This window comes from Pseudomonas sp. Irchel 3F6, from assembly GCF_900187595.1.
GTDB classification, from domain to species: domain Bacteria; phylum Pseudomonadota; class Gammaproteobacteria; order Pseudomonadales; family Pseudomonadaceae; genus Aquipseudomonas; species Aquipseudomonas siliginis.
The window spans coordinates 1,137,106-1,162,761 of record NZ_FYDP01000002.1; the positions used below are offsets into that span (position 1 = coordinate 1,137,106).

Genomic DNA, 25,656 nt, shown 5'->3' on the forward strand with positions numbered 1-25,656 from the left:
ACGGCATGATCCGCACCTATTTTGACGAGATGTACGATGCCGGCGGCCTGGTCCGCCCGCATTACCGGGAATTTGCCCGCTGGCTGGCCGAGACGCCCGACGAGCTGCTCGCGCAGCGCCGCCGCGAGGCCGATCTGCTGTTCCACCGGGCCGGGATCACCTTCACGCTCTATGGCGACGAGCAGGGCACCGAGCGCCTGATTCCGTTCGATACCATTCCCCGTAGCATCCCCGCCAGTGAATGGCGGATTGTCGAGCGCGGCTGCATCCAGCGGGTCAAGGCGTTGAACATGTTTCTCGCCGACCTCTACCACGAGCAGCGCATCATCAAGGCCGGGATTATTCCCGCCGAACAGGTGCTGGCCAACGAGCAATACCAATTGGCGATGCAAGGTCTGGATCTGCACCGCGATATCTATTCGCACATCTCCGGCGTCGATCTGGTGCGCGATGGCGATGGCACTTATTACGTTCTCGAAGACAACCTGCGCACACCCAGTGGCGTCAGCTACATGCTCGAAGACCGCAAGATGATGATGCGTCTGTTCCCTGAACTGTTCTCCGCCCAGCGCATTGCCCCGATCGATCACTATCCCAATCTGCTGCTTGATACCCTGAAAAGCTCAAGTCCGATCGACAACCCGAGCGTGGTGGTGTTGACGCCGGGACGCTTCAATAGCGCGTTCTTCGAACATGCGTTTCTGGCGCGGGAAATGGGCGTTGAACTGGTGGAAGGCGCAGATCTGTTCGTGCGTGACGACAAGGTGTTCATGCGCACCACCGATGGCCCGAAAGCGGTCGACGTGATCTATCGCCGCCTCGACGACGCGTTCCTTGATCCGCTGGCGTTCAACCCGGACTCGATGCTCGGCGTGCCGGGGCTGCTGTCGTCTTATCGCTCCGGCAATGTGGTGCTGGCCAATGCCATCGGCACCGGGGTCGCGGACGATAAATCGGTTTACCCGTTTGTCACCGACATGATCCGTTTTTACCTCGACGAAGAGCCGATCCTGAAAAACGTGCCGACCTGGCAATGCCGCAACCCGTCCGAGCTGTCCCACGTACTGGCCAATCTTGCGGATTTGGTCGTCAAGGAAACCCAGGGCTCCGGCGGTTACGGGATGCTGGTCGGACCGGCCGCGACGACGGCGGAAATCGATGCCTTTCGCGAGCGCATCAAAGCCAAACCCCATGCCTACATTGCGCAACCGACACTATCGCTGTCGACCTGTCCGACCTTTGTCGAAAACGGCATCGCGCCGCGCCATATCGACTTGCGTCCGTTCGTGCTGTCCGGCCGCGAAACCCGTGTGGTGCCTGGCGGTTTGACCCGTGTCGCGTTGCGTGAAGGCTCCCTGGTGGTGAACTCCTCCCAGGGCGGCGGGACCAAGGACACCTGGGTAGTCGAGGATTGAAGGAAGCTTGCCATGTTAAGTAGAACTGCCTCGGATCTGTACTGGATGTCGCGTTACCTGGAGCGTGCGGAGAATCTCGCGCGCATGCTCGACATCAGCTATTCGCTGTCGCTGATGCCGCAGGACGGGCGCGGCGATGGTCTGCATGAACTCGCCATGCCGTTGCTGATCACCGGCACCTTGGACGATTACCTTGAACGCCACGGTGACCTGCACGCTGAACGCTTGCTGCATTTCTTCGCACTGGACGCGGCCAACCCGGCCAGTATCTACAGCTGCCTTGGTGCAGCGCGGGCCAGTGCCCATGCCGTGCGCGGGCGAATCACTGCCGACATGTGGGAAAACATCAATGCGACCTGGCTGGAAATTCGTGGCATCGCCGAGCAGGGCCTGAGTCGTTATGGCATGAGCCGGTTCTGCGAATGGATCAAGGAGCGTTCGCACCTGTTTCGTGGCGCCTCATACGGCACGATCATGCGCAACGACGCGTTTCGCTTTATTCGTCTGGGCACGTTTATCGAGCGCGCGGACAACACGCTGCGCCTGCTTGATGCCCGTTACGAAATGGCCGGCGATCAGGCCGAAGCAGTCAGCGACGGCACGGCGCACGCCTATTACCAATGGAGTGCGCTGCTGCGGGCCTTGTCCTCATTCGAGGCCTACACCGAAATCTACCGCGACGCGCCCGGCGCCCGGCATGTCGCCGAATTGCTGCTGTTGCGCGCCGATGTGCCGCGTTCGCTGCGTGCCTGTACAGAAGAGATTGACCAGATCCTCGCGCAACTGCCCGGCGCCAACGGCCGCCCGGCACAACGCCTGGCGGCGGAAATGGATGCGCGCCTGCGTTACACCGGCATCAACGAAATTCTCGAAGAAGGCCTGCACGCCTGGCTGACCGAATTCATCCCGCTGGTGCGCCAGTTGGGCAACGCCATTCACAGTTCCTATCTGGAGGCTGCATGAGACTTTCCATAAGCCACGAGACCACCTATCACTACGAAGATCAGGTGCGCGCGAGCATCCAGTACCTGCGTCTGACACCCCACGACAGCGAGCGTCAGCATGTCCTCAGTTGGCAACTCGACTTGCCGCGTCCGGTGCGTGCGCAGCTCGATCCGTTCGGCAACATCCTGCATGTGCTGACCATGGACGAGCCGCACGAAGCGATCATCATTGGCGCCCGGGGGCAGGTCGATATCGACGAATTGCGCGAGGCCGAACATGAGAGCCAATCGGCGCTGCCGTTCCTGCGCTTCACGCGCCTGACCGAAGCCGATGAAGCCTTGCGCGAGTTTGCCGAGAAGAACTGCAAGCAACGGCGTGATCGCACCGCGCTGATCGACTTGATGCACGGGTTGAATCAGCACATGAGCTACACGCCGGGCTCGACTGAAGTCGACACCAGCGCCGCCGAAGCTTTCGCCGGTCGGGCCGGGGTCTGTCAGGATCATGCCCACGCCTTCCTAGCCTGCGCCCGCAGTCTCGGGGTGCCGTCGCGTTACGTGTCGGGTTATCTGTACAGCGAAGATTGCGAGCATCTGGCCAGTCATGCCTGGGCGGAAGCGTGGCTGGATGACGCGTGGTACAGCTTCGACGTGACCAACCAGCTGGCGCGCCCGGAGCGACACCTGAAGCTGGCGGTGGGCCTGGATTATCTCGATGCCTGCCCGGTCCGTGGCATGCGCCGGGGCGGTGGCTGCGAGCAGATGCATGCGAAGGTGTTCGTCTCGCCGACACCGGTTATTTCCGTGCAGCAACAATAGATTCGGGATATCGCTATCGCTGGCAAGCCAGCTCCCACAGGATGACCGCTGATTCGAACTCTGCGCATACCCTGTGGGAGCTGGCTTGCCAGCGAAGAGGCCAGTAATAACACCCTAAGGCTTACGGCTTAACTTTGCGCCCGGCCATATGCTTGAGATAGCCCACCAGCATTTCAAGATCTGTATCCGGCAATACCTCAGCAGAAAACCCCGGCATCTTCGCCTGCGGCCACTGACGCAAACTCTGCGGATCGCGGATGTAGCGCTTCAAGAAATCCGCCCCGAAATACTCGGTCGGGCTATACGGAATATTCAGATCCGGACCGAACTGCGCGTCTCCGGCACCATTCAACCGGTGACAGGCCAGGCAGTTTTTTTGAAACAGGGCAAAACCCTGGTTCACCGGATCATCGGCCTTCAAGGCAGGATCGGGCAGCAGGGCAGGAAAGCGTTGGGCCACCGGCGCCATCAGCTTGATGCTGGCGACTTCGAACGGCCACTGCTCGGGGCTGATATTGCCGGCCTGCGGGTCGGTCCAGACCAGATAGAACGGCCCGGCGCTGTGCTTGCCGGCAGACAGCGGTGGCCACGGCCGCGCCGGGTCCTCGATTGCCAGCCATGCTCGTGCGCCGTCCTTGTTCAGCAAGGGTGCAGCGGCCAGCTCTGCGGCAAAGCCATCCAGCGCCACCGCTTGCAAGTGATCCTCCGGCTTGACCCCCTTCAGCAATGCGGCCAGAGGCACAGCCTGATAAGTCATGTCCTTCTTGTAGGAAACATCATTGTTGATCGTGAGAGTTTGCAGCTGAGGATGTTTGAGCAGCTCTTCGGTCTGCCAGGTGCGGCTGTTTGCGCCCAACTGCAGATCCAGTTGTGCGGCAGCCAAGGGCAAGCTCAGTAGCAAGGCACCGAGCGCAATGAGGGTTTTCAAATGATCGCCGTCCATGTCGTGGTAGTGCGCAAAGGTTGGCACAACCGCGCTGGCCCGGGTAGCGGGCCAGTCACATTTTCAATGGCGACATACAGCACGCGACGTTTGAATCAGCCGATGACCTTGGTCAGATTCGGCAAGATCAACAACAGCGTCGTGGCGAAAAGAATGAGTCCTGCTTGACGTACTTTCGGTTGTTTGAACATGGCTTGACCGCCTTTATTGTTATTTCCTGATGCGTGCCTGACTGCATTTCCCTGACGGCACGCGTTGCACTTCCTGTTGAAGCACGCCCGTCTCGGCAAAACCCGACGACGATGGCGTACATGTTCACCTTAGAGCCCGCGTCACCCTTCGCTTAGATCCATTTCATATGGGGATCTTGAAAAAAGCTTTTAAAACGGCATGAGGCGTATTGCCAGCTTCTTTGCCGCCCGCTGGCTAGACAACTCGACGACCTGAACCGGTTCACCTGAGGTCCGATGACCGTCCGTCTGAGCGTGTGCGTCAAGCGCTTTGAGCAATGTGGTCATTGCTTGCCAGTCGGCGCAGGGCGAAAGTGAAGTGACAATAAATCAGGTTCGAGGACGTCATGACTGAAGCTTTGATTTTCGATGCGTTACGCACTCCGCGTGGCAGAGGCAAGGCCGATGGCGCGCTGCACAGCGTGAAGCCGGTCAACCTGGTGGCCGGTTTGCTGAGCGCTTTGCAGGCGCGCACCGCGCTGGATACCAGTCAGGTCGATGACGTCGTCCTTGGCTGCGTCACGCCGATCGGCGATCAAGGTTCGGACATCGCCAAGACGGCGGTGCAAGTGGCCGACTGGGACGTCAGCGTCGCCGGTGTGCAGATCAACCGTTTCTGCGCTTCGGGTCTGGAAGCGGTGAATCTTGGCGCGATGAAAGTGCGCTCGGGTTTCGAGGATCTGGTGGTGGTTGGCGGCGTCGAGTCGATGTCGCGGGTGCCGATGGGCAGCGATGGCGGCGCCTGGGCACTGGACCCGCAGACCAACCTGCACAGCCATTTCACTCCGCAAGGCGTCGGCGCCGATCTGATCGCCACCCTCGAAGGCTTCAGCCGGCAGGATGTCGATGCCTACGCACTGCACTCCCAGCAAAAAGCCGCACGAGCGCGGGCCGACGGCTCGTTCAACAAGTCGCTGGTGCCGGTGCAGGATCAGAACGGCATCATCCTGCTTGACCACGATGAGTTCATCCGCGCCGAGTCTACCCTCGAGGGCCTGGGCAAGCTCAAGCCGAGTTTCGAAATGATCGGGCAAATGGGCTTCGACGCCACGGCGTTGCGGGTCTACAGCGATGTCGAGCGGATCAACCACGTGCACACGCCGGGCAACAGTTCCGGAATTGTCGACGGTGCGGCGCTGATGCTCATCGGCTCCGAAGCCAAGGGCCGCGCGCTGGGGCTGCAGCCACGCGCGCGTATCGTCGCCACGGCCGTCACCAGCACAGATCCGACCATCATGCTCACCGGCCCAGCGCCGGCGACCCGCAAAGCCTTGGCCAAGGCCGGACTGCGCGTGGAGGACATCGATCTGTTCGAGGTCAACGAAGCGTTTGCTTCGGTGGTGTTGAAATTCATCAAGGACATGGCCGTCGACCCGGGCAAGGTCAACGTCAACGGCGGCTCGATCGCCATGGGCCACCCGCTGGGCGCCACCGGTTGCGCGATCCTCGGCACCCTGCTTGATGAACTGGAAGCGCGCAACTTGCGCTACGGCCTGGCGACGCTGTGTGTCGGCGGCGGCATGGGCATTGCCACCATCATCGAACGCCTCTGAGCCCCGACTTCAAGGAACCCTGTTATGAGCGAAGCCATTCGTTACGAAAAAGGCCAGGACGCTATCGTCGTGCTGACCATGGACATGCCGGGCCAGAGCGCCAACACCATGAACGCCGTGTATCGCGAGGCCATGGCCGCTTGCGTTGCTCGTTTGTCAGCGGAGAAGGACAGCATCGCCGGAGTGATCATCACCTCGGCGAAGAAAACCTTTTTTGCCGGCGGCGACCTCAATGAATTGATCAAGGTTGGCAAGCCCGAAGCCAAAGCCTTCTACGACATGGTGCTGACCCTCAAGGCGCAATTGCGCAGCCTGGAAACCCTCGGCAAACCGGTGGTCGCGGCGATCAACGGCGCTGCGTTGGGCGGCGGCTGGGAGATCTGTCTGGCCTGCCACCATCGCATCGCTGTGGATGATGCCTCGGTGCAACTCGGTTTGCCGGAGGTGACGCTGGGCCTGTTGCCGGGCGGCGGCGGGGTGGTGCGCATGGTGCGCATGCTCGGTATCGAAAAAGCCCTGCCGTACTTGCTTGAAGGCAAGAAGGTGCGCCCGCAACAGGCGTTGCAGGCCGGGCTGATTGATGAACTGGCAGCGAATCGCGATGAGCTGCTGGCCAAGGCGCGCGCCTGGATTCTCGCCAATCCGGCGGCAGTGCAGCGCTGGGACGTGAAGGGCTACCAGATTCCTGGCGGCACGCCATCGAGCCCGAAAGTGGCGCAGATGCTGGCGATTGCGCCGTCGATCCTGCGCAAAAAAACTCAAGGCACCCTGCCGGCGCCGGAGAAGATTCTATGCGCGGCGGTGGAGGGCGCTCAGGTCGATTTCGACACCGCGCACCTGATCGAAACCCGCTACTTCACCGAGCTGACGACCGGGCAGATTTCGAAAAACCTGATCGGCACGTTCTGGTTCCAGTTGAACGAAATCAACGCCGGCGGTTCCAGACCGCAAGGTTTTGCGCCCTATAAAACCCGCAAAGTCGGTGTGCTCGGCGCCGGAATGATGGGCGCGGGCATCGCTTTTGTCAGCGCCTCGGCTGGTATCGACGTCGTCCTCAAGGACATCAACCTTGCCGCAGCCGAGAAGGGCAAAGCGCATTCCGCAGCGCTGCTGGATAAAAAAGTTGCCCGTGGCCAGCTGACTGTCGAGCAGCGCGAGGCGGTGCTGGCGCGCATCGTTGCGAGCGAAAGCGATGCCGATCTGGCCGGTTGCGATCTGATCATCGAAGCGGTGTTCGAGGATCGCCAGCTCAAAGCCAAGGTATCTGCTGCCGCGCAACAGGTGGTGGGTGGCGACGCTGTCATCGCCTCCAACACATCGACCCTGCCGATCACCGGCCTGGCGACGGCCGTGCCCGATCAAAGCAAATTCATCGGCCTGCATTTCTTCAGTCCGGTGGAAAAAATGCCGCTGGTGGAAATCATCAAGGGCGCGCAGACCAGCGACGAAACTCTCGCTCGCGGTTTCGACTTCGTTCTGCAAATCAAGAAAACTCCGATCGTGGTCAATGACAGTCGCGGCTTCTTTACCTCGCGGGTTTTCGGCACATTCACCAACGAGGGTATCGCCATGCTCGGCGAGGGTGTCAGTGCGCCGATGATCGAGACCGAAGCGCGCAAGGCCGGGATGCCGGTCGGGCCTCTGGCAATCTCCGACGAAGTTTCCCTCAGCCTGATGAGCCATATCCGTCAGCAGACGGCCAAGGACTTGCAGGCAGAAGGCAAACCGCTGATTGAGCACCCGGCCTTCGCCGTGATTGACTTGATGCTCAATGAATTCAAGCGACCGGGCAAAGCTGCCGGAGGCGGTTTCTATGAGTATCCAGCCGGTGCCCAGAAGCATTTATGGCCGGAGCTGAAAACGCGCTTCGAGAAGGCCGACGGACAGATCTCTGCGAAGGATGTGCGTGATCGTCTGTTGTTCGTGCAGGCCATTGAAACCGTGCGTTGCGTGGAGGAGGGCGTGCTCACCTCGACGGCGGACGCCAACGTCGGTTCCATCTTCGGTATCGGTTTCGCCGCGTGGACCGGCGGGGCGCTGCAGTTCATCAACCAGTATGGCCTGGAGGACTTCATCGCCCGCGCGCAGTATCTGGCCGAGCAATACGGCGAGCGTTTTACCCCGCCAGCGCTGCTGCTGGACAAAGCGGCGAAAGGTGAAATGTTCTAGGGCCGGCGAGCATTTCGGGGCTTGCCTTGGCCGGGTGTTTCAGGGCAGGCTCTGGGTGTTCATTATTCCCATCACGTGTCAGGTATTTTTTATGTCGCTGCGCATCTGCATTCTCGAAACCGACATCCTGCGGCCCGAATTGATTGACCAATATCAGGGCTATGGGCAGATGTTCCAGCGCCTGTTCTCGCAGCAACCGATCGCCGCTGATTTCACTGTCTATAACGTGGTGAAAGGGGATTACCCAAGTGACGACGAGACTTTCGATGCGTACCTGGTCACTGGCAGCAAGGCCGATTCGTTCGGCACGGATCCGTGGATCCAGACCCTCAAGACCTACCTTTTGAATCGCTACGAACGCGGCGACAAATTGCTCGGCGTGTGCTTCGGCCATCAATTGCTGGCGCTACTGCTTGGTGGCAAGAGTGAGCGTGCGTCCCAAGGCTGGGGCGTCGGCACTCACAGCTATCAGCTGGCAGCTAAGGCACCGTGGATGAGCCCGGCGCGCGAAGAGCTGACACTGCTGATCAGTCATCAGGATCAGGTAACCGAGCTTCCGGAAAACGCCACGGTCATCGCCTCCAGCGATTTCTGCCCGTTCGCGGCGTATCACATCAACGATCAAGTGCTGTGCTTCCAGGGTCACCCGGAATTCATTCACGATTACTCCCGCGCGCTGCTCGATCTGCGCCAGGAAGCGCTGGGTTCGCAGATTTACAGCAAAGGCATGGCCAGCCTTGAGCAGGAACATCATGGCGCTACGGTTGCGGAGTGGATGATGCGCTTCGTAGCGCACAAGCCAGAAACGGCTCAACGCTAAAAGGGCCTGCTCCCACAATCCCTGTGGGAGCGAGCCTGCTCGCGAATCTCCGGGGCAACGCGGTCCCGGCTACAGCCACCCGGACCGCTTGAAGCTCGCCCACAAACTCACACACCCCACCGCAATAAACCCCAGCACTGCAAAATAACCGTAGTGCCAGGTCAATTCCGGCATGTTCTGGAAATTCATTCCGTAGATCCCCGCCACCGCTGTCGGGAACGCCAGAATCGCCGCCCACGCTGCAAACTTGCGTTGCACCACGCTCTGCCGTGATGCCTCAAGCAACACGCCAATCTCGATGGTCTGGCTGGCAATGTCCGCCAGCGTGGTCAGGTCTTCCATCTGCCGCGTTACATGAATCTGCACATCGCGAAAGTACGGGCGCATGTTCTTGTCGATGAACGGGAAACTGAGCTTTTGCAGCTCCTCGCCGATCTCCACCATCGGTGCCGCATACCGACGCAAGCGCACCACATCGCGGCGCAGACCGTGCAGCTTCTGGATGTCGCGCTCGTTGAGGGCGCTGCACAGCACATTGCGCTCCAGCTCATCGATCTCGGCGTGGATCGCTTCGCCCACCGGCTGATAGTTTTCGATGACGAAATCGAGCAGCGCATACAGGACGAAATCTTCCCCGTGCTCGAGCAACAGCGGACGCGCCTCACAGCGTTGACGCACATAGGCGTACGACGCGGAATGGCCGTTGCGTGCGGTAATGATGTAACCCCTGCCGGCGAAGATATGCGTTTCGATGAATTGCAAAACGCCGTTTTCGCGAACCGGTGAGTAGGTGACGATAAACAGAGCGTCACCAAAGGTTTCCAGTTTTGGTCGGCTGTGTTTTTCCAGCGCGTCTTCGATGGCCAGTTCATGCAGGTTGAACTGTCGTTGCAGGTTGGATAATTCCTGTGCGTCCGGTTCTTCCAGACCGATCCAGACGAAGTGGCCGGGTTTGGCGGCCCAGGCAGCACCTTCGTCCAGCGCAATATTGGAGACTTTCTTACCCTCGCTGTACACCGCAGCAGCAACAACTCGACCCATGGTGGTGATTCACTTCTTCTTGGCAGATGGCAGGGAAACTAGGCTTCAGCTTAGCCGTGTCGCTGCTTGAGAGTCAGTGAAACTTCTACAGTTCACCCGGCAAAAGAAAACCCGCACGGGGCGGGTCTGGTTTCACGCGGCTTGCAGTTGCCGATCCATCGATTCGATGCACTCGCGCATCTGCTCGCGGCATCGCTCGATCAGCATGGGCATGTCGTCCATGGTCAATCCGACTGTAGGAATCGCCGGCAAGGAACGTATGAGAACGTTGCCACTGCGCCAGCGATTCAGGCGCATGTGCTTTATATAGCTGCTCACGCACACCGGAACGATCGGCACGCCAGCGGCAATCGCCATCTGGAACGCACCTTTCTTGAACGGCAACAAATCTTCACCGAGGTTGCGGGTGCCCTCCGGGAATACCCAGATCGAGGTGTCTTCGTTCTGCAAGGTGTGGGTCGTCGTCAGCATCGACTGCCGCGCCTTGTGCGCATTGCCACGGTCGATCAACACATTGCCGGCCAGCCAGAACAACTGGCCGAACAACGGCACCCACTTCAGGCTCTTCTTGCCGATACAAACGGTGCGACGAGGGACGACATTGCCGAACACGAACAGATCGTAGTTTGACTGATGGTTGGCGATGATCACGCAACTGTCGGGCTTGTTCATCAAGCCGTTGACCTCGGACTTGACCCGCAAACGCAAGATACACATCGCCGGCAAAGCGTAGAGGCGGGCGCAGAGTCGGCTGTTGTCCGGGTTGAACGGGCGGCACAATCCAAGGATCACGCCCAGCACGCCGGCCAGAATAAAGTGCAGGCCCATCAACAACATACGAAACACAAACAGCATTTTTGCAGGCCCACCGGGACAAAAGGTGGCGCAGTGTACGGATGTGCACTGTTTTCGGCAATTGCCGCTATAGAGTCCGGAGATGGCCGATGTTTAAGCGCATGTTTCAGCATTGCCTGTCAGGCGCGTCCTAGAGCTTTCAGCGAATCTTCAACGCTGAACGTAAGAAAAAGCCCGACCAAGGTCGGGCTATTCTCTTACCGGCAGATTTTGGACGAGTCAGCCCAGATGTTGCTGATCCTGCAGGATGGCATCGTCAAGAGTTTCCAGCAGTTGCTTGCGCACTTTCAGCTTGGTGTTCTTGTGCGCCAGCATGTTGATCTTCTTCAACTGACGCGCGGCAGCCAGGGCGGCGCCCTGCAATTCTTCGGCTGTGACGACTTTGTCGAGGAAGCCTGCATCAACGGCACTTTGCGGATCGAACATCTCGCCATTGATTACCGAGCGATGGAAAGCCGAACGCCGCAAGCGGTCGCGTGCCAGCTCGATACCGGCATGGTGCATGGTCATGCCGATCTGCACTTCGTTGAGACCGATGCTGAACGGGCCGTCGACACCGATGCGGTAATCGGCGGACAACAGCAGGAAAGCACCCTTGGCCACGGCGTGCCCCGGGCAAGCAACGATCACCGGGAACGGGTGAGAGAGCAGGCGGCGCGCCAGGGTCGAACCGGCCGTCACCAGCGCAACGGCCTCTTTCGGGCCGGCCGTCATCACCTTCAGGTCATAACCACCCGAAAGAATCCCCGGCTGCCCGGTAATGATCACCACGGCGCGATCCGCCACCGCCTGATCCAGCGCCGCGTTAAACGCCGCAATCACATCCGGAGAAATCGCGTTGACCTTGCCATTGTTCAGGGTCAGGGTCGCGATACCGTCTTCGAGGTGGTAGGCAATCAACTCGCTCATGACGCTATTCCTTATTAGAAAGATGGGCAGACGTTACCCACCGCCGCAGGCCAGGTAAAGCGCCGTGACTGACCTGCCAGTCACCGTTTTGCGCTTCGGCCAGCGCTGCGCGCGTGTTGCCTGCTATAAAAGGAAGCGCACGGTTTACCCAAGATTGGCGGGTTTGCCATCGTCCGCTCTGGCTGAACGCAGCGGCCTCTCTTAAGCGCATGAAAATTCTGAAAAAAAGTTTGCCATCGGAAAAGCTTTCGACTACATTAGCGCGCCTCGACAGACAGAACATGTCTGCAGAGATACGGTGAAGTGTCCGAGTGGCTTAAGGAGCACGCCTGGAAAGTGTGTATACAGGAAACTGTATCGAGAGTTCGAATCTCTCCTTCACCGCCACATTCAGTAAACGCAAACCCCTGATTTTCCTAGAGAAAGTCGGGGGTTTGTGGTTTTTGGTGTCTGGAAAAAGTTGCTAAAGGACCACTGGTTCGAAGCCTCTGAAACGTGAGTTGGCAGTCTTTTATTACCAAGAAGTTGTACAAAACCCTGTCACCCGTCGAAATCTCCTACACGCCTCATTGACCCTCCGAACCGTCCCGAGTTTACTGTATGCGCATACAGTAAACTCACTATCAGGTTCGTATCATGAGCGTCACCATCCTCGGCCCTTTGTCAGGCGCGGGCGAACAGCTTGCGCTGTATTCGTTTCGGATTCCCGCCGGTTTTCCTTCGCCCGCGGCTGATCACATTGAAAAGCACATCTCTCTGGACGAAGTTTTTGATATTCGTGCGCCGCACGTTTATCTGGCGAAGATCGAAGGCGAGAGCATGCAGGACGCCGGGATATTTTGCGGTGATCTGGTGATCGTCGACCGCAGCCTGACTGCCGAGCACGGCGATATCGTCATCGCCGGTCTCAACTCCGAACCTGTCTGCAAGCGCCTGCACATGCGCGACAACACCATCATCCTTCTTTCGGCCAACAGCAAATACCCGCCACGCTACGTGATGGAAGGGGATGAGCTGGTGATCTGGGGTGTGGTCACTTACAGCGTGCGCGACCATGGCAAATCGTGAGCAGGTTTTCGCGCTGATCGATTGCAACAGCTTCTATGCCAGCTGTGAGCGAGTGTTCCGGCCCGATCTGGCGAAGACGCCGATTGTCGTGCTGAGCAACAACGATGGCTGCGTGATCGCGCGCAGCTACGATGCCAAACCTTTTGTGAAAATGGGCGCGCCGTACTTTCAGATTTGTGATGATCTGCGCCGCCACGGCATTCAGGTGTTCAGCAGTAATTACGCGTTGTACGGCGACATGAGCGAACGGGTGATGACGATCATCGAATCCATGGTGCCGGCGGTCGAGGTTTACAGCATTGATGAGGCGTTCGCCGATCTCAGCGGCATTCCTGGGGACCTGACAGGTTTTGGCCGGACCATCCGCTCTGCTGTTTATAAGCGCACCGGCATCCCGGTCGGCGTCGGCATCGCCCCGACGAAAACGCTGGCCAAGCTCGCCAACCACACCGCGAAACGCCTGCAAGCGCATACCGGCGGCGTGGTCGACATCTGCGATCCGTCCAAACGCGACTGGGTGTTACGCAATACCGATGTCGGTGAAGTGTGGGGCGTCGGACGGCGGATGAAAGCTCATCTGGAAAGCATGCAAATCAGAAGTGCGATGGACTTGGCGAAGGCCGATCCGTGGACACTGCGGCGCAAGTTCAGCGTGGTGATCGAGAAGACCGCGCGCGAACTGGGCGGCACATCCTGTCTGGAACTGTCGGAAACAGAACCGCCGAAGCAGGAAATTTGCAGCAGCCGCATGTTTGGCAACCGTTTGACTACCATCGAGCCGATCAAGGAAGCCGTTGCTACTTATGTGCATCGAGCGGCGGAAAAGCTGCGTGCGCAGAGTTCGCTGTGCAAAAAGATCCGCGTGAGTATCCGCACCGGCATGTTCAATCCGGAAGAGGCGAAGTACGCCAATGGCGCGCTGATCGAGTTGCCTTATCCGACCAATGATGTGCGATTGCTGAGCAAGGTGGCGAGCGAGGCGGTTGATCGATTGTTCCGGCCGGGCTTCAAGTACAGCAAGGCTGAAGTGTTATTGATGGATCTTCGGCAGCCCGGAGAGTTTACCGAAGACTTGTTTTCCCAGTCGCAACCGCAGACGGCGGAGAAGGTGATGGGGGTGCTCGACCAGATCAATCAGCGCTGGGGGCATGGAACGTTGCGAGCGGGGAGTGTGCCGGCGGATCCGGCCTGGGGCATGCGGCGGGAGATGATGAGTTCGAGTTTTACGACGAAGCTGGATCAATTGTGGGTGGTTAAATCCAATTGAGGCACGGGCCAGATCTGGTGCCGCGTTACAATCGCCGCCTTCACTTTTGCAGTAAAAGGACGACTTTCATGATCATTTCCACCACTCATTCCGTCGAGGGGCGGCAGATCACGGCCTATCTGGACATCGTCAGCGCCGAGTCTGTGCAGGGCGTCAACGTGATCCGCGATATGTTTGCGGGCATGCGCGACTTCTTTGGCGGGCGCTCGCAGACGTTGGAGCGGGCTCTTAAAGAAGCACGTATTCAGGCAACCGACGAACTGAAAGATCGAGCGCGGGCATTGCAGGCTGACGCGGTGGTTGGCGTGGATTTTGAGATCAGCATGCCGGCAGGCAAGGGTGGCATGGTCGTGGTGTTTGTCACCGGAACGGCGGTGAAGCTGCGTTGATCATTGTGTTCAAGGCAAAGCCCACTCGCACAACGAATGGGCTTTTTCGCGTCAATCAGCCTTGTGGCTTGAGCAACACAGCACCTCTTGCGTCATAGGTCAGCGGTGTATCGATGGCAACGAGGGGCGGTGTCCCGTCAGGCTGCGCCGATGGTGCGGGCTCGCTGGGATGGTAGACGACGCCCGGTTGCAGAAGCGGTTTGTCCGGGTATTTGACGGTGATTTCACCGGAGGCGATCTTTTCCTTGAGTTTTTCCGCACCGGCCTTGCCAGCAGCGATCTGCTCGTCCGTGAGTTTTACGACTGGCATGTTCGGGAATCCATTGATCTGCATGATCTCTCCTTGAGATTCATTTGTAGGAGTAAGGGCAGCGGCCGTTCGATGGAAATCTTTAGCGAATGATCGTTCACGACGCTTTTTTCCATTCGTCGGTGATCAGTCTTTCTGAACGGCAAGTCCAGTAGTGACCAGCTAGTCTCAAAAGCGCTGAGGGGCGATATTTTCCAGGCAAAACTGTTTTGTCGGTGTCGACCCGGTTGCGTAGGGGAGAGTCTATGTCAGGTCCATTTATCGAAGATGATGGCGCAGAGTTTTCATTCAACAATTGTGTGCGCTGCGGTCAGTCGGAGTATCAGTCGGGGTTTGGCGAGGATCCGGTGAGCATCGGCAAAATCAAATCCACAGCCCCCAAAGGGCCGAAAGCGAAATTCCTACCCAAGGTCACGGCAAGGACCAGAAAGTGATTTCATCCTGCACCCCGTCATTGAACGGGGTTTTTTATGTGCGCAGGAATAGGGGTTTGAAATCCCTGACGGGCATTGACATTAATGTCGGTTTTTTTTCACAAACTTTTCACGTTGGCCAACGTAGTGTGAAGCCATCCGTTAGAAAGCAAGTCTCCAGCCCGTCTCCCCAGCGGGCTTTTTTTTGCCCGGCATAAAACCTTTTCCACGATTGCGGTCCAATCGACGCTGCCGCCCGCGTCTGGACTTTCCTGCGCCGAGCGCATTAAATCCCGCTCCTTCTCGTCATCCCGTTTATTTGAGGTTTTCGTCATGCGTTTAACACTGCCTGCTCTGGTTCTTGGCCTTCTGGTTGCTCAAGGTGCGATGGCTGCCGGTGATGGCACCGCGGCGCTGGGCGGTGGCCTGGGTGGCGCGCTGGGTAACGTGGTCGGTCAGAAAATGGGCGGCAGCACCGGTGCCGCCATTGGCGCTGGCGTCGCGGGCGCAGCAGGCAGTGCCGTCGCCGCACGCAAGGGCAGCCGCACCAAAGCGGCGATCGGCGGCGGTGTCGGTGCAGCCGGTGGTTCGGTGATCGGCAACAGCCTGGGCGGCCGCAACGGCGCCACCATCGGCGCGGGCCTTGGCGGCGCGGCCGGCGGCGCAGTCGGCAGCAACCTGGGCAAAGGTCACAAGCGCCACTGAGACTGATGGCCTGTCAGAAAAAGCCCGACTCGATGTCGGGCTTTTTCATGGCTGAACGTTTCGTCAGAAATCATCTCCAATCTGCATACGCCCCGCTTGGGCGGACTGTCCCGATTCGGGAACTGCGAGGTTCATATGCGATTGTCATTATCTGCACTGTTTTTTGGCTTGGTCGTGGCGCAGGGCGCGATGGCGGCCGGAGACGGCACCGCTGCCGTAGGCGGTGGTCTCGGCGGTGCGCTGGGTAATGTGGTTGGCGGACAACTTGGCGGCAGTACGGGCGCAGCGGTCGGCGCAGGTGTTGGCGGCGCGGCCGGCAGTGCCGTCGGCGCGAACAAACGCAACCGCACCGAAGCCGCGATTGGCGGCGGTCTTGGCGCAGCAGGCGGCTCGGTCGTCGGCAACAGCCTCGGCGGCTCCACCGGCTCCGCCATTGGCGCAGGCCTGGGCGGCGCAGCAGGCGGCGCGGTAGGTAACAATCTTGGCGACGACGACGGCGGATCTCATTCCGGCGGCCACAAGCACAAGAACAAACACAAAAATAAACATCGCTGATTGATCAACGAAAACCCGGCCTGGCGCCGGGTTTTTCGTGTCTGGCCGTCAGGCAGAGGAACGATTGGCGATAGGGCTTTTCGAAAGTGATACATCCCACACGCTCAAGAGGTGCGCCATGACTCCCGAAACCGAAGGCAAAGAAGAGAAGGGCCCGAGTGGATTGCCGTTTATCAATGATCCGGGGAATGAAGATCCCGGCTCGCTGATGGATGATGCGACGGTGCCGTTGAATGATGCGGATGAGGCGGATATGGAGTATGAGGAGGATGGGGATGAGCAGTGAGAGTGTTCTTGGTGAATGGAGATTTTGAATATTGGTTTAAAGGGCCTGAGTCCACAGGCCCTCTTTGTGGTCGTGTTTAGGTCGTTTCTTTCGAGTCGGCCCAGATATATAGATTACTTATGGCTGAAATTTTTTTGATTTTTTTTAGATTGATGTATTCGGCGAATTCTTTTTCGATAGTTTCTTCGTTGCAATACTTTCTATGCTTAGATGGTCGTTCACAAGCAAAGTTGTATAAGCGCCAAGTGTCGAATCCATTGATTTCACCATTAGGTCCATAGTCAAAATCTACGGTTCCTGTCGATAGATTGATGCGGCAGCCAATGCCGTGCAATTCATATTTAACGCCTCGAGTGACTCTCCCGCATCGCTTGATCGCCTTGGTATACCAGAGCTTTCGAATATCTCGAGTGCCAAATTTTCTTTCAAGTATCAACGTGCTGGAATCTACCATGGAGATAAAATCATTTATCAGGGTCTCCAGATTTTCACTTTGATCACTCATCTTCTTCTCCGGTGCTCCAATCTGTCGAAGCCTACATTATTTGCTGACTCTAATATATCTTCAATGCTTCTTAGAGATCCTTCGTACGCTTTCAGATTTGTTATGAGTTTAATCGTCACATTGGTCGAAGTTTGTCGTGCAGCTGCTGCGCGGTGGTGTCCATCCAGAATATATAAACTGCCGTTATGTTCTAGAACGTCAATGGGGCGTACTGAATTGAATCCGTCACGCATTTTGTCCTTATACCCATCTACTGTCCTAGTTGAGGTCTTACCCGCGATTGCATGTACTCGTTTCAGAGTGTTTGGATCTATATTGTGAGCAATGGCCGGTAGGTCCGGCTCCCCCTCATCAACCTTAACCCTATCACTCGCCCCCGGCACCTCACACCTAGGCTTATTCGGCGGAGGGCAGTTGGACGTCAACCCCAACGGATCCACCCACCCCGTCGGATTCGGCACGTACTGGTACTGATTCAACCCACCCGCCAGCTTCACCGGGTCCGGCGTCAAATACCGTCCAAGCCTTGGGTCGTAATACCGATGCCGGTTGTAATGCAATCCGCTTTCAACATCGAAATACTGCCCCTGAAAGCGCAGCGGTTGGTCGAGGTAGTCTTCGCCGGCGAGGGTGACGGCGGCGACTTTGCCGTAGGCGTCGTATTGCGCGGACCAGACGATTTCGCCGCTGTAGTCGGTGAGTTCCTGCGGAGTACCGAGGTGGTCGAGTTGGTAGTAGAACGGGCAGGCTTTTTTCGGGCCTTTGCCGTCGAGCATCGCCAGTGGGCGGAAGGTGCCGGGTTCGTAGAGGAAGCTGCGGTATTGCGTGGCGCTGCTTTCGGCGACGAGGTGTTCGCCTTGCCAGAAGAATTCGGTGACGGCGCCGTCGATTGTTTTGCGGATGCGCCGGCCGAAGGCGTCGTAGTGATAAGTGGCGGTCTGGCCGTCGGGGCGGGTCAGGCCGATCAGGCGGTGCTGGCAGTCGTAGCGGTATTCGGTGACCAGGGTCTGGCCGTGGCCACGGCGTTCGCGGATCAGGTTGCCGAAGGCGTCGTAGTCGTAATGACGGTCGCCCTGCATCAGCAGGCGATTGCCCTTGATCTGCGCAGGGCCGGGACGATCCTGCATCAGCAGGTTGCCGGCCGGGTCGTGGGCGAAGGATTCGGGCAGCTCGTCGCGTGAGTGACGTACGCGGATCAACCGGTCGAGGGCGTCGTAGCCATAAGTGCGCTGGCCGTGGCGGCTGTCGGCAATGTGCTCGAGATTGCCGTTGGCGCTGTAGGCATAATCGCGGCGGTACAGCGAAGCGTGGCGATGACCTACAGCGTGGGCAAGCAAGCGGCCCTGATCGTCGTAAGAATATTCGCTGAGCAGCAAACCTTGCTGGCGTTGCTGTTCGCGACCGGACTGGTAGACGTGGCGCGTGAGCGGCGTGCCATTAAGGTCGATGGCCGACAGCGCACCGCCCTTGGCGTAGTGGTAATCGAGCTTGCTGTTGTCCGGCAGGCGCAGGCGCTTGAGCTGACCGCAGGCGTCATAGGCGTAGCGCAAGGTGCCCCAGCCCTGATGCTCGGTGATCAGCCGGTCCTGACGGTCGTACTCGAAGGCCAGCGGATGGTTTTGCCCGTCATCGACGCCGATCAACCGACCGAGGCGATCGTAGTCGTAGCGGATCTTGGCGCCATCGGGCAGGGTTTTGACCCGCAAGCGCCCGGCCTTATCGCGCTGGTAGTGGGTGACCAGCGATAAACCCTGCTCGCCAAACTCGGTCTTCTCCAGCAGGTGCCCGTTGAGGTCGTAGGCATACGCCGTGCGCCGCCCATCAAACCCGGTTTCCTGTCGGATCAATCCGGTCGGCGTGTAATCCAGGCAGTATTTTTCCCCTGACTCGTTTTCAATTTCGGTCAGCAGCAACCGCGCATGGTCGTAGCGGTACTGCACGCGGGTGCCGTCGGGATTGATCCGTCGCGAGACCAGGTGCAAATCATCGTCATATTCGTAGCGGGTAATGCGCCTGAGTTCATCGCGCTCAGCGGTGATCTGGCCGTAGGCGCCGTAGCTGTAGGCGCGCGTGCTGCCCGTAGGAGAAGTCGTCAGGATCAGTCGGCCGGCCGCGTCCCACTGCTGACGACTGACGACACCAAATTCGTCCTGGGTGGTAATCCGCCGTCCCAGCGCATCGTAGGAAAAGCGCCGCACGCCACCATCGGGCAGGGTTTCTTCGATGAGCTGGCCGAGCTCGTTCCACACCCAGCGGTGGCGGCTGCTGTCCGGGTAACGCAGCGACAGCAATTGCCCGCGCAGGTTGTAGTAGTAATGGGTGACCTGGCCGTCGGGATCGACCGCTTCGGTAACGGCGCCTTCAGCGTTGCGCCGATAGATCCACACCGCATCACCACGGCAACGCTTGTAGAGAAAGCCGTTGCGGTACTCGTAGGACGTTGGTGCATCGTCCGGCGGAACCAGCGCGATCAGCCGTCCGATTTCGTCATAGCGGTATTCGGTAACCGCGCCCAAAGCATCCTGCTCGGCGATCAATCGCCCCTGCTGGTCATAAGCCTTGAGCTGCTCGCCGCCATCGGCCGCAACCTGGCGCACCAGTCGCGCGCGCTCGTCGTGGACGTAGACTTCTTCGGTACCGTCGACGTAATGCACGGTCACGCTGGCGTCGTCATCGTTCCAGACGTAACGGGTGTTCATCTGCGAGAACGACGCCCAGTGCCTCACACAGCGGGCGGCTTTGCCCTCGCGCTGCCACTCCCAGAAGAAGCTCGCACCGCCGGTCAACTGGCGCTGGAGGATGACGTGGTGGTCGTCGTAGTCGTAGCGCTCGCTGTCGCCGACCGCGTTGGTCGCGACCAGCAGGCGTTGCCGGGCATCGAAGCTGTAGGTGGCAAGGTTTTGCTCGGTGGTCCACTCGCCCTGGACGAACACCTGATAATCGACTGCCACCAGCTGCGCGCGGTCATAACGCAACAGCAGGGCGCGCCCGGCGCCGTTGTCCAGACGCTGAATGCGATCGGAGCGATCGCGTTGCAGGGTCAGACGATTGCCGTAGACATCGCTGATTGCGGTCAGCCGGCCGGCGCGAAAGTGATAGAACCGCGCGCTGTCGCCGGCCAGAGCCAGAATCAGTTCTTCCGGCTCATCGCCAAGAAAGATCGCCGCCCGCGACAGGCTGTTGTGGATCGCAGGGCGCGCGACGTTGGGCAGGGGAAAACGAGTGCGGCGGTTTTCGTGGTCGATCCAGATCACGCCATCGCCGTCGAAGGACAGGCGATGGGCCAGCGTGTGGCTCCAGCCAAAACCCAGGCCGATGTCGATCTCGACCGCGCTGCTGCGGTACAAGCGGGTGAACTCGAAGGGCAGCACGCCATCGAGCACCGCGTCGGTCAGGGTCAGCAGTTCTTCGCCGGTGACCATCGACACCGGGCAGCCGTTTTTGCAGGTATTGGGGACGCAGTCGGCGGCGTCGCCGTTGGGGTTTTTCGCTTGATCGGGGACGTCGTCGTGGGGCTCGTGGCGCTCAAGGCGCGCCATGCCCTGGGATTTTTCCCGCGCGAGCGGCGCCGGATTCGGCACGCGGAGCACCACCGCGTCGGCCTGACGAATGTTCAGCGGAATCGATGGCGTCGGCTTCAGCTCCACTTCGCGCGCATGAAACATCAGCGGCTTCAGCGTGCTCGCGTGCTGTTTGAGTTCCGGTGTCGAAGTCAGCTCAGCCAGACGCAAGGCTGAGGCGGCCAGCCACTCTCGCGCCCGTGGCGACTTGACTTTCGCCAGGACCTTGCTGCTCAAACGCAGCGATACGCCGGCACCGCCCGCCACGCGCATCAACAGGAAGCTGATCAGCAACTCGGTGCGAACTTCGGCCACCACCTCGGCGAGGTATTGCGGCGGCAGCATCTTCAGCCAACTGGTGAACGCGGCCAGATGAATGAACAACAACGGCTCGTCGCTGAGCATCAACAAGGCGTTGGCGATCGCTTCGTTTGAAGCAGCAAGCAGCGCCTCGAGTTCGACTTCGCTCAGATATTCGAGGAGCTTTGCGCTGTGTTCCTGGAGGTCGGCGAGGAGGGCAAACAGCTGCTGAATGTCATCCCAGACGCCATTCAGGGCTTTTTCCAGGCCGCGCCAATCGGCCCGCTGCAACTGCCCGTAACGATCAAGAAAACCGGCGCTGGAAAACTCCGTCCACTGCGGCTGGAAGCCTGTCCATTCGCTGCGCAGCCAGCCTTCAAGGCCGGCAATGACCCCTTCATATGAGGCATACAGGGCGCGGACATGGGCGGAGGAAACGTTGGGAAAGAAGGTGACGCGATAGCGCTGGCCGCGCATGCAATCGGTCACCTCGAGGATCCCGCTCGGGCCAATGGTGTAGCGCTTTGGTTCGCCGAAGGTCAGCACGCCGTCGACGTCGCTGAGCAGCGGTTCGAGGGTCACCGGGGTGTCGCCGATCGGCACGAAGCGCGCTGCTTCAAACAGATGCACCAGGGTCAGCGGCCCGCTGGCCGAACACATGACCACCGATGAACTGACAGGTGCGCGCGAAGTGATCGGCGCGCTCAGTTGTACGTCATTGCCAACCTTGAACACCTGCTCGATGTCCAGCGCCGTCCCGGTCCAGAACTGCTCGGCCCAGGCGTCGTAGTTGTTCAGGCACAGGCGGAACTCGTCGATCAGCGCTTCAAAATCTGGCTGCTTCGGATTCAGGGCGGCCACCACCAGCAGTCCGATGCTGTTGTTCAGGGCCAGGAGCTGATCGGGTTGAAACATTCGCAGTCGCTCGCGCATATGAAGAAACGGGAGCGCGGACTTTGCGGGGGATCAAAAAGGAAAGAAGTCGGGGAAGTAGGCAGTGTCTGTAGGAGTTTTCGCTAAATGCGAAAAGGCGTCGATGGCATTGCCCGTTGCTCAATGTCCATCGGCCTCGCTATGCTGCTGAACCCATTAATCAGATCCGCGTTGCGGCACGTTGCCTGTCGCCCGGGATGTCTTTGTTAACGGATCCGATGATGAATGCACCGCTGAAGACGTTCGGCCCGATCAAGGCCGTGATTTTCGATATGGACGGTTTGCTGCTCGACACCGAGGGCATTTACACCGAGGTCACCTCGCTGATTGCCGGGCGCTACGGGAAAACCTTCGACTGGAGCGTCAAGCAGAACATCATTGGTCGCGGTGCCAATGATCTGGCCAATTACGTGGTGCAGGCGTTGGAGTTACCGATCACTCCGGAAGAATTTCTGCAGATCCGCGAGCCGCTGATGCGCGAGCGTTTTCCCAAGGCGCAAGCGATGCCGGGGGCCGAAGCGCTGGTGCGTCACCTCAAGGCGCACAACATCCCGATCGCAGTCGGCACCAGTTCGTCGCGCCAGTCGTTCGGGCAGAAAACCACCTTGCACCGTGAGTGGTTTGCGCTGTTCGATTTCATCGTCACGGCGGACGATCCGGAAGTCGGCGCGGCCAAACCGGCGCCGGATATCTTCCTCACCGCCGCCCGGCGCCTGGGCATCGCGCCCGGGGATTGTCTGGTGTTCGAGGATTCGCCGTTCGGCGTCACCGCCGCGAAAGCGGCAGGCATGACCGCGATCGCCATCCCCGACGCAGCGATGGCCGATGAGAAATATGCCCACGCTGACGGCATTATTCGTTCGTTGGAAGATTTCACGCCCAGCGCATTTGGCCTGCCGATGCTGGAACTGGCTTGACCGTCCATACAAAAACGCCGCCCTTGCTATAAAGAAGGGCGGCGTTTTTTCTTGTCGGTCTGTCAGGCGCCGAAACCACCGTCGATGGTCAGGCTGGCACCGGTGATGTAACCGGCTTCCGGCCCGGCCAGGTAGGCGACGAAGCTGGCGATTTCATCGGCGGTGCCGTAACGACCGACGGCCATCAGCGGGATCAGGCTGTCGGCGAATTCGCCATGGGCCGGGTTCATGTCGGTGTCGACCGGGCCAGGTTGCACGTTGTTGATGGTGATGCCGCGAGGGCCGAGGTCGCGGGCAAGGCCTTTGGTCAGGCCGACCAGTGCCGATTTGCTCATCGCGTAGACACCGCCACCGCCGAAGGGCATGCGGTCGGCGTTGGTGCTGCCGATGTTGATGATCCGCGAGCCTTCGCCCATGTGCTTCGCCGCTTCCTGGGACGCAATGAACACGCTGCGCACGTTGATGGCCAGGGTCTGATCGAAATCTTCGAGTTTGAAGTCTTCCAGCGGCGCGATGGCCAGCACGCCGGCGTTGTTGACCAGAATGTCCAGGCGTCCAAACGCTTCGACGGTGGCGCTGACGGCGTGGCGAATCGCGCTGGCGTCGGCGCTGTCAGCCTTGATCGCCAAGGCTTTGCCGCCGTTGTCAGTGATGCTGTTCTGCAGTTCTTCGGCTTTGGCGGCGGAGCTGACGTAGGTGAAAGCGACAGCGGCGCCTTCAGCGGCCAGACGTTTGACGATGGCCGCGCCGATGCCGCGCGAACCGCCTTGAATCAGAGCGACCTTGCCGCTGAGGTGTTGAGTGGTCATGTTCGATCTCCAAGTGTTCAAGGCGGAATGCCTTGGTGTTGGTGCCGAGTATCGGCCTGGCATCGACAACCGGGTAGACCATGATTGCTATAGTCTGTGTAAACCAGAAGTTTATAGTGGCGATCATGGAAACGTTCAGCAGTATCGAATGCTTTGTGCGCGGCGCCGAAGTCGGCAGCTTTGCCGAAGCCGCGCGACGCTTGAGCCTGACCCCGGCGGCGGTCGGCAAGAGCGTGGCGAAACTGGAAGCGCGGCTTGGCGTGCGGCTGTTCCAGCGTAGTACACGCAGCCTGACGTTGACCGAAGCGGGGCAGCTGTTTTTGAGTGAAGTCAGCGCCAGCCTGACCACCATCCAGAATGCCGTAGCCAATCTGGCCAGTGCCGGCGGGCAACCGGCCGGCACGCTGAAAGTCAGCATGGGCACGGTGTTCGGTCGTCTGTATATCGTGCCGCTGCTCGGTGAGTTTCTGCGGCGCTATCCGGCGATCAACCCGGACTGGCATTTCGATAACCGCCAGGTCGACCTGATCGGGCAGGGCTTTGACGCGGCGATTGGCGGCGGCTTTGAACTGCCACAAGGCGTGGTTGCGCGCAGGCTGACACCGGCGCATCGGGTGTTGGTGGCATCGGAGGACTATCTGCAAAAACATGCGCCGATCAGCCATCCCGATGACCTCAAGCAACACGACGGCATTCTGATTCGCTCACCGCAGACCGGGCGCGTGCGTTCCTGGCAACTGACTCACCGCGATCAGCAACACAGTCCACTGACATTGCGGACGCGGATGACCATGAGTGATTCCGAGGCTGCCTGTGCAACGGCGATGCAAGGTTTGGGCATTGCGCTGGTGAGCATGCCGTTTGCGGTGCCGTATCTTCAGGCAGGGACGTTACAGCGAGTGCTGCCGGACTGGTTTGTCGATGACGGCAACATTTCGATCTATTACGCCGAGCACAAATTGTTGCCGGGTAAGACCCGGGCGTTTGTGGATTTCGTGATTGAACAGTTTGCTGAGCAGGGACTGGGGCGGCGGTTTAGTGCTATCTGAGCCAGGCATCAAACCGAGTTGCGGCTATCGCGGGCAAGCCCGCTCCCACAAGTTTTGAGTTGTTCACACATCTTGCAAACAACACAAAACCCTGTGGGAGCGGGCTTGCCCGCGATGAACGATCACTCGGTCTATCGAGCAAAGCGCTCCGCCCAACCAACAATGTTCTTCGGCCGTGGCGTGGCATAAGTGCGAACCTTCGACGTCGACAACTTCAAACGCACCAGCGACTCGGCAATCATCACGGCGGCTGTCACGCCATCCACCACCGGCACGCCGGTGCGCCGGCGAATCTGCTCGTCCAGCCCGGCCATGCCGCCGCAGCCCAGGCAAATCACCTCGGCCTTGTCCTGGGTCACCGCCAGTTCGGCCTGCTGCACGATCGCTTCCAGTGCGCGCTGCGGTTCATGTTCCAGCTCCAGAACTGCCAGACCACTGGCGCGCACCGAGGCACAGCGATCCCACAGGCCGGACAATTTCAGCCGATCCTCGATCAGCGGCACGGTGCGATCCAGCGTGGTCACCACCGAGTAGGCATGGCCGAGAAACATCGCGGTGCTGGCCGCCGCGTCAGTGATATCTACCACTGGCACGTTGAGCAGTTCCTGCAAACCTTCGCGGCCATGTTCGCCGTAGCCGGCCTGGATCACCGCATCGAAGGGTTGATCGTAAGACATCACTCGATCCATCACGGCGATGGCGGCCAGGTAACTTTCGAAATTGCCTTCAATCGATTCGGCGCCGAAGTACGGCGTCAGGCCGACGATTTCGGTACCGGGCGAAGCGACGGCCTGTGCCGAGCGGGCGATGGCGTCGGTGATGGATTCGGTGGTGTTGACGTTGACCACGAGAATACGCATGGAAAATCCTTATTGCGGGCAGTGGTGCGGCC

24 protein-coding genes and 1 tRNA gene are annotated in these 25,656 nt (G+C 59.4%); 16 read left to right on the top strand and 9 right to left on the bottom strand.

Going from position 1 to position 25,656, the window contains the following annotated elements:
- Nucleotides 1-5: 5 nt before the first annotated feature.
- From CKW30_RS11360 to CKW30_RS11370, 3 genes are read left to right on the top strand one after another with little or no spacing between them, the layout of a single operon-like run.
- Nucleotides 6-1,415, top strand: a complete 1,410-nt coding sequence (locus CKW30_RS11360) for a circularly permuted type 2 ATP-grasp protein (RefSeq protein ID WP_056784066.1) — start codon at nucleotides 6-8, stop codon at nucleotides 1,413-1,415.
- 12 nt (nucleotides 1,416-1,427) lie between these two features.
- On the top strand, nucleotides 1,428-2,378 hold the full coding sequence (locus tag CKW30_RS11365) for an alpha-E domain-containing protein (RefSeq protein ID WP_016773788.1): 951 nt from the start codon (nucleotides 1,428-1,430) through the stop codon (nucleotides 2,376-2,378).
- Complete coding sequence (locus CKW30_RS11370) at nucleotides 2,375-3,178, top strand: transglutaminase family protein (protein ID WP_095180819.1); 804 nt, start codon at nucleotides 2,375-2,377, stop codon at nucleotides 3,176-3,178. Before CKW30_RS11365 ends, CKW30_RS11370 begins: the two co-directional genes overlap by 4 nt.
- 121 nt (nucleotides 3,179-3,299) lie before the next feature.
- On the opposite strand, the gene CKW30_RS11375 is transcribed toward CKW30_RS11370, so the two are convergent.
- Nucleotides 3,300-4,121 carry a cytochrome c gene (locus tag CKW30_RS11375; protein WP_095180820.1) on the bottom strand — a complete coding sequence of 274 codons (822 nt, stop codon included), beginning with the start codon at nucleotides 4,119-4,121 and terminating at the stop codon, nucleotides 3,300-3,302.
- Nucleotides 4,122-4,698: 577 nt separating this feature from the next.
- On the opposite strand from CKW30_RS11375, the gene CKW30_RS11380 reads away from it, so the two are divergent.
- From CKW30_RS11380 to CKW30_RS11390, 3 genes are all read left to right on the top strand, one after another.
- Entirely contained in the window at nucleotides 4,699-5,904 is a 1,206-nt protein-coding gene (locus CKW30_RS11380; RefSeq protein WP_095180821.1) for an acetyl-CoA C-acetyltransferase, read from the top strand.
- Nucleotides 5,905-5,928: 24 nt separating this feature from the next.
- Complete coding sequence (locus tag CKW30_RS11385; protein ID WP_095180822.1) at nucleotides 5,929-8,073, top strand: 3-hydroxyacyl-CoA dehydrogenase NAD-binding domain-containing protein; 2,145 nt, start codon at nucleotides 5,929-5,931, stop codon at nucleotides 8,071-8,073.
- A gap of 91 nt (nucleotides 8,074-8,164) precedes the next feature.
- Nucleotides 8,165-8,893: an amidotransferase gene (locus tag CKW30_RS11390; protein WP_095180823.1), complete on the top strand. Its 729-nt coding sequence runs from the start codon at nucleotides 8,165-8,167 to the stop codon at nucleotides 8,891-8,893.
- A 69-nt stretch (nucleotides 8,894-8,962) separates the two neighbouring features.
- On the opposite strand, the gene CKW30_RS11395 is transcribed toward CKW30_RS11390, so the two are convergent.
- The 3 genes from CKW30_RS11395 to CKW30_RS11405 form a co-directional block, all read right to left on the bottom strand.
- Nucleotides 8,963-9,934: a magnesium and cobalt transport protein CorA gene (locus CKW30_RS11395; protein WP_095180824.1), complete on the bottom strand. Its 972-nt coding sequence runs from the start codon at nucleotides 9,932-9,934 to the stop codon at nucleotides 8,963-8,965.
- Nucleotides 9,935-10,066: 132 nt separating this feature from the next.
- Nucleotides 10,067-10,789: a 1-acylglycerol-3-phosphate O-acyltransferase gene (locus CKW30_RS11400; protein WP_076566842.1), complete on the bottom strand. Its 723-nt coding sequence runs from the start codon at nucleotides 10,787-10,789 to the stop codon at nucleotides 10,067-10,069.
- A 219-nt stretch (nucleotides 10,790-11,008) separates the two neighbouring features.
- On the bottom strand, nucleotides 11,009-11,698 hold the full coding sequence (locus CKW30_RS11405; protein ID WP_076566844.1) for a crotonase/enoyl-CoA hydratase family protein: 690 nt from the start codon (nucleotides 11,696-11,698) through the stop codon (nucleotides 11,009-11,011).
- Between the two features lie 297 nt (nucleotides 11,699-11,995).
- Here CKW30_RS11405 and CKW30_RS11410 point away from each other — a divergent pair.
- The 4 genes from CKW30_RS11410 to CKW30_RS11425 all read left to right on the top strand — a co-directional run bounded on the left by CKW30_RS11410 (nucleotide 11,996) and on the right by CKW30_RS11425 (nucleotide 14,422).
- Nucleotides 11,996-12,085, top strand: a tRNA-Ser gene (locus CKW30_RS11410).
- Between the two features lie 249 nt (nucleotides 12,086-12,334).
- Nucleotides 12,335-12,766, top strand: coding sequence for a LexA family transcriptional regulator (locus CKW30_RS11415; RefSeq protein WP_095180825.1), 432 nt, complete (start codon nucleotides 12,335-12,337; stop codon nucleotides 12,764-12,766).
- Nucleotides 12,753-14,033: a Y-family DNA polymerase gene (locus CKW30_RS11420; RefSeq protein ID WP_095180826.1), complete on the top strand. Its 1,281-nt coding sequence runs from the start codon at nucleotides 12,753-12,755 to the stop codon at nucleotides 14,031-14,033. Before CKW30_RS11415 ends, CKW30_RS11420 begins: the two co-directional genes overlap by 14 nt.
- A gap of 68 nt (nucleotides 14,034-14,101) precedes the next feature.
- Complete coding sequence (locus tag CKW30_RS11425; protein WP_016773801.1) at nucleotides 14,102-14,422, top strand: YbjQ family protein; 321 nt, start codon at nucleotides 14,102-14,104, stop codon at nucleotides 14,420-14,422.
- 55 nt (nucleotides 14,423-14,477) lie between these two features.
- Here the strand turns inward: CKW30_RS11425 and CKW30_RS11430 are convergent, their stop codons facing one another.
- Nucleotides 14,478-14,756, bottom strand: coding sequence for a hypothetical protein (locus CKW30_RS11430; RefSeq protein WP_095180827.1), 279 nt, complete (start codon nucleotides 14,754-14,756; stop codon nucleotides 14,478-14,480).
- A gap of 221 nt (nucleotides 14,757-14,977) precedes the next feature.
- On the opposite strand from CKW30_RS11430, the gene CKW30_RS27545 reads away from it, so the two are divergent.
- From CKW30_RS27545 to CKW30_RS27315, 4 genes are all read left to right on the top strand, one after another.
- Nucleotides 14,978-15,166, top strand: coding sequence for a hypothetical protein (locus CKW30_RS27545; protein WP_024012286.1), 189 nt, complete (start codon nucleotides 14,978-14,980; stop codon nucleotides 15,164-15,166).
- A gap of 312 nt (nucleotides 15,167-15,478) precedes the next feature.
- The gene (locus CKW30_RS11440) at nucleotides 15,479-15,850 is read left to right on the top strand and encodes a hypothetical protein (protein ID WP_016773803.1); all 372 of its coding nucleotides are present in this window, start codon (nucleotides 15,479-15,481) and stop codon (nucleotides 15,848-15,850) included.
- 135 nt (nucleotides 15,851-15,985) lie between these two features.
- Entirely contained in the window at nucleotides 15,986-16,405 is a 420-nt protein-coding gene (locus tag CKW30_RS11445; RefSeq protein ID WP_024012287.1) for a YMGG-like glycine zipper-containing protein, read from the top strand.
- Between the two features lie 118 nt (nucleotides 16,406-16,523).
- A complete protein-coding gene (locus tag CKW30_RS27315; protein WP_016773805.1) occupies nucleotides 16,524-16,691 on the top strand; it encodes a hypothetical protein in 168 nt (55 codons plus the stop codon).
- 76 nt (nucleotides 16,692-16,767) lie between these two features.
- Here CKW30_RS27315 and CKW30_RS11450 read toward each other — a convergent pair whose 3' ends face one another.
- Nucleotides 16,768-17,196, bottom strand: a complete 429-nt coding sequence (locus tag CKW30_RS11450; RefSeq protein WP_056784098.1) for a hypothetical protein — start codon at nucleotides 17,194-17,196, stop codon at nucleotides 16,768-16,770.
- Nucleotides 17,193-21,971 carry an RHS repeat-associated core domain-containing protein gene (locus CKW30_RS27765; protein ID WP_095180828.1) on the bottom strand — a complete coding sequence of 1,593 codons (4,779 nt, stop codon included), beginning with the start codon at nucleotides 21,969-21,971 and terminating at the stop codon, nucleotides 17,193-17,195. Before CKW30_RS27765 ends, CKW30_RS11450 begins: the two co-directional genes overlap by 4 nt.
- Nucleotides 21,972-22,210: 239 nt before the next feature.
- Here CKW30_RS27765 and CKW30_RS11460 point away from each other — a divergent pair, with 239 nt between their 5' ends.
- Nucleotides 22,211-22,906, top strand: coding sequence for an HAD-IA family hydrolase (locus CKW30_RS11460; protein WP_095180829.1), 696 nt, complete (start codon nucleotides 22,211-22,213; stop codon nucleotides 22,904-22,906).
- A gap of 62 nt (nucleotides 22,907-22,968) precedes the next feature.
- Here CKW30_RS11460 and CKW30_RS11465 read toward each other — a convergent pair whose 3' ends face one another.
- Nucleotides 22,969-23,715 (bottom strand): 3-oxoacyl-ACP reductase family protein, encoded by a 747-nt coding sequence (locus CKW30_RS11465; RefSeq protein ID WP_095180830.1) that lies wholly within the window; start codon nucleotides 23,713-23,715, stop codon nucleotides 22,969-22,971.
- Between the two features lie 125 nt (nucleotides 23,716-23,840).
- On the opposite strand from CKW30_RS11465, the gene CKW30_RS11470 reads away from it, so the two are divergent.
- Nucleotides 23,841-24,764 carry a LysR family transcriptional regulator gene (locus tag CKW30_RS11470; RefSeq protein ID WP_095180874.1) on the top strand — a complete coding sequence of 308 codons (924 nt, stop codon included), beginning with the start codon at nucleotides 23,841-23,843 and terminating at the stop codon, nucleotides 24,762-24,764.
- Between the two features lie 131 nt (nucleotides 24,765-24,895).
- Here the strand turns inward: CKW30_RS11470 and CKW30_RS11475 are convergent, their stop codons facing one another.
- Entirely contained in the window at nucleotides 24,896-25,624 is a 729-nt protein-coding gene (locus tag CKW30_RS11475) for an aspartate/glutamate racemase family protein (protein WP_095180831.1), read from the bottom strand.
- Nucleotides 25,625-25,656 lie beyond the last annotated feature (32 nt).

Excerpts from the sequence above, each read along its gene's own strand:
- CKW30_RS11360 (WP_056784066.1), top strand. The coding sequence starts at position 6 with ATGATCCGCACCTATTTTGACGAGATGTACGATGCCGGCGGCCTGGTC.
- CKW30_RS11365 (WP_016773788.1), top strand. The coding sequence starts at position 1,428 with ATGTTAAGTAGAACTGCCTCGGATCTGTACTGGATGTCGCGTTACCTG.
- CKW30_RS11370 (WP_095180819.1), top strand. The coding sequence starts at position 2,375 with ATGAGACTTTCCATAAGCCACGAGACCACCTATCACTACGAAGATCAG.
- CKW30_RS11375 (WP_095180820.1), bottom strand. The coding sequence starts at position 4,121 with ATGGACGGCGATCATTTGAAAACCCTCATTGCGCTCGGTGCCTTGCTA.
- CKW30_RS11380 (WP_095180821.1), top strand. The coding sequence starts at position 4,699 with ATGACTGAAGCTTTGATTTTCGATGCGTTACGCACTCCGCGTGGCAGA.
- CKW30_RS11385 (WP_095180822.1), top strand. The coding sequence starts at position 5,929 with ATGAGCGAAGCCATTCGTTACGAAAAAGGCCAGGACGCTATCGTCGTG.
- CKW30_RS11390 (WP_095180823.1), top strand. The coding sequence starts at position 8,165 with ATGTCGCTGCGCATCTGCATTCTCGAAACCGACATCCTGCGGCCCGAA.
- CKW30_RS11395 (WP_095180824.1), bottom strand. The coding sequence starts at position 9,934 with ATGGGTCGAGTTGTTGCTGCTGCGGTGTACAGCGAGGGTAAGAAAGTC.
- CKW30_RS11400 (WP_076566842.1), bottom strand. The coding sequence starts at position 10,789 with ATGCTGTTTGTGTTTCGTATGTTGTTGATGGGCCTGCACTTTATTCTG.
- CKW30_RS11405 (WP_076566844.1), bottom strand. The coding sequence starts at position 11,698 with ATGAGCGAGTTGATTGCCTACCACCTCGAAGACGGTATCGCGACCCTG.
- CKW30_RS11415 (WP_095180825.1), top strand. The coding sequence starts at position 12,335 with ATGAGCGTCACCATCCTCGGCCCTTTGTCAGGCGCGGGCGAACAGCTT.
- CKW30_RS11420 (WP_095180826.1), top strand. The coding sequence starts at position 12,753 with ATGGCAAATCGTGAGCAGGTTTTCGCGCTGATCGATTGCAACAGCTTC.
- CKW30_RS11425 (WP_016773801.1), top strand. The coding sequence starts at position 14,102 with ATGATCATTTCCACCACTCATTCCGTCGAGGGGCGGCAGATCACGGCC.
- CKW30_RS11430 (WP_095180827.1), bottom strand. The coding sequence starts at position 14,756 with ATGCAGATCAATGGATTCCCGAACATGCCAGTCGTAAAACTCACGGAC.
- CKW30_RS27545 (WP_024012286.1), top strand. The coding sequence starts at position 14,978 with ATGTCAGGTCCATTTATCGAAGATGATGGCGCAGAGTTTTCATTCAAC.
- CKW30_RS11440 (WP_016773803.1), top strand. The coding sequence starts at position 15,479 with ATGCGTTTAACACTGCCTGCTCTGGTTCTTGGCCTTCTGGTTGCTCAA.
- CKW30_RS11445 (WP_024012287.1), top strand. The coding sequence starts at position 15,986 with ATGCGATTGTCATTATCTGCACTGTTTTTTGGCTTGGTCGTGGCGCAG.
- CKW30_RS27315 (WP_016773805.1), top strand. The coding sequence starts at position 16,524 with ATGACTCCCGAAACCGAAGGCAAAGAAGAGAAGGGCCCGAGTGGATTG.
- CKW30_RS11450 (WP_056784098.1), bottom strand. The coding sequence starts at position 17,196 with ATGAGTGATCAAAGTGAAAATCTGGAGACCCTGATAAATGATTTTATC.
- CKW30_RS27765 (WP_095180828.1), bottom strand. The coding sequence starts at position 21,971 with ATGTTTCAACCCGATCAGCTCCTGGCCCTGAACAACAGCATCGGACTG.
- CKW30_RS11460 (WP_095180829.1), top strand. The coding sequence starts at position 22,211 with ATGAATGCACCGCTGAAGACGTTCGGCCCGATCAAGGCCGTGATTTTC.
- CKW30_RS11465 (WP_095180830.1), bottom strand. The coding sequence starts at position 23,715 with ATGACCACTCAACACCTCAGCGGCAAGGTCGCTCTGATTCAAGGCGGT.
- CKW30_RS11470 (WP_095180874.1), top strand. The coding sequence starts at position 23,841 with ATGGAAACGTTCAGCAGTATCGAATGCTTTGTGCGCGGCGCCGAAGTC.
- CKW30_RS11475 (WP_095180831.1), bottom strand. The coding sequence starts at position 25,624 with ATGCGTATTCTCGTGGTCAACGTCAACACCACCGAATCCATCACCGAC.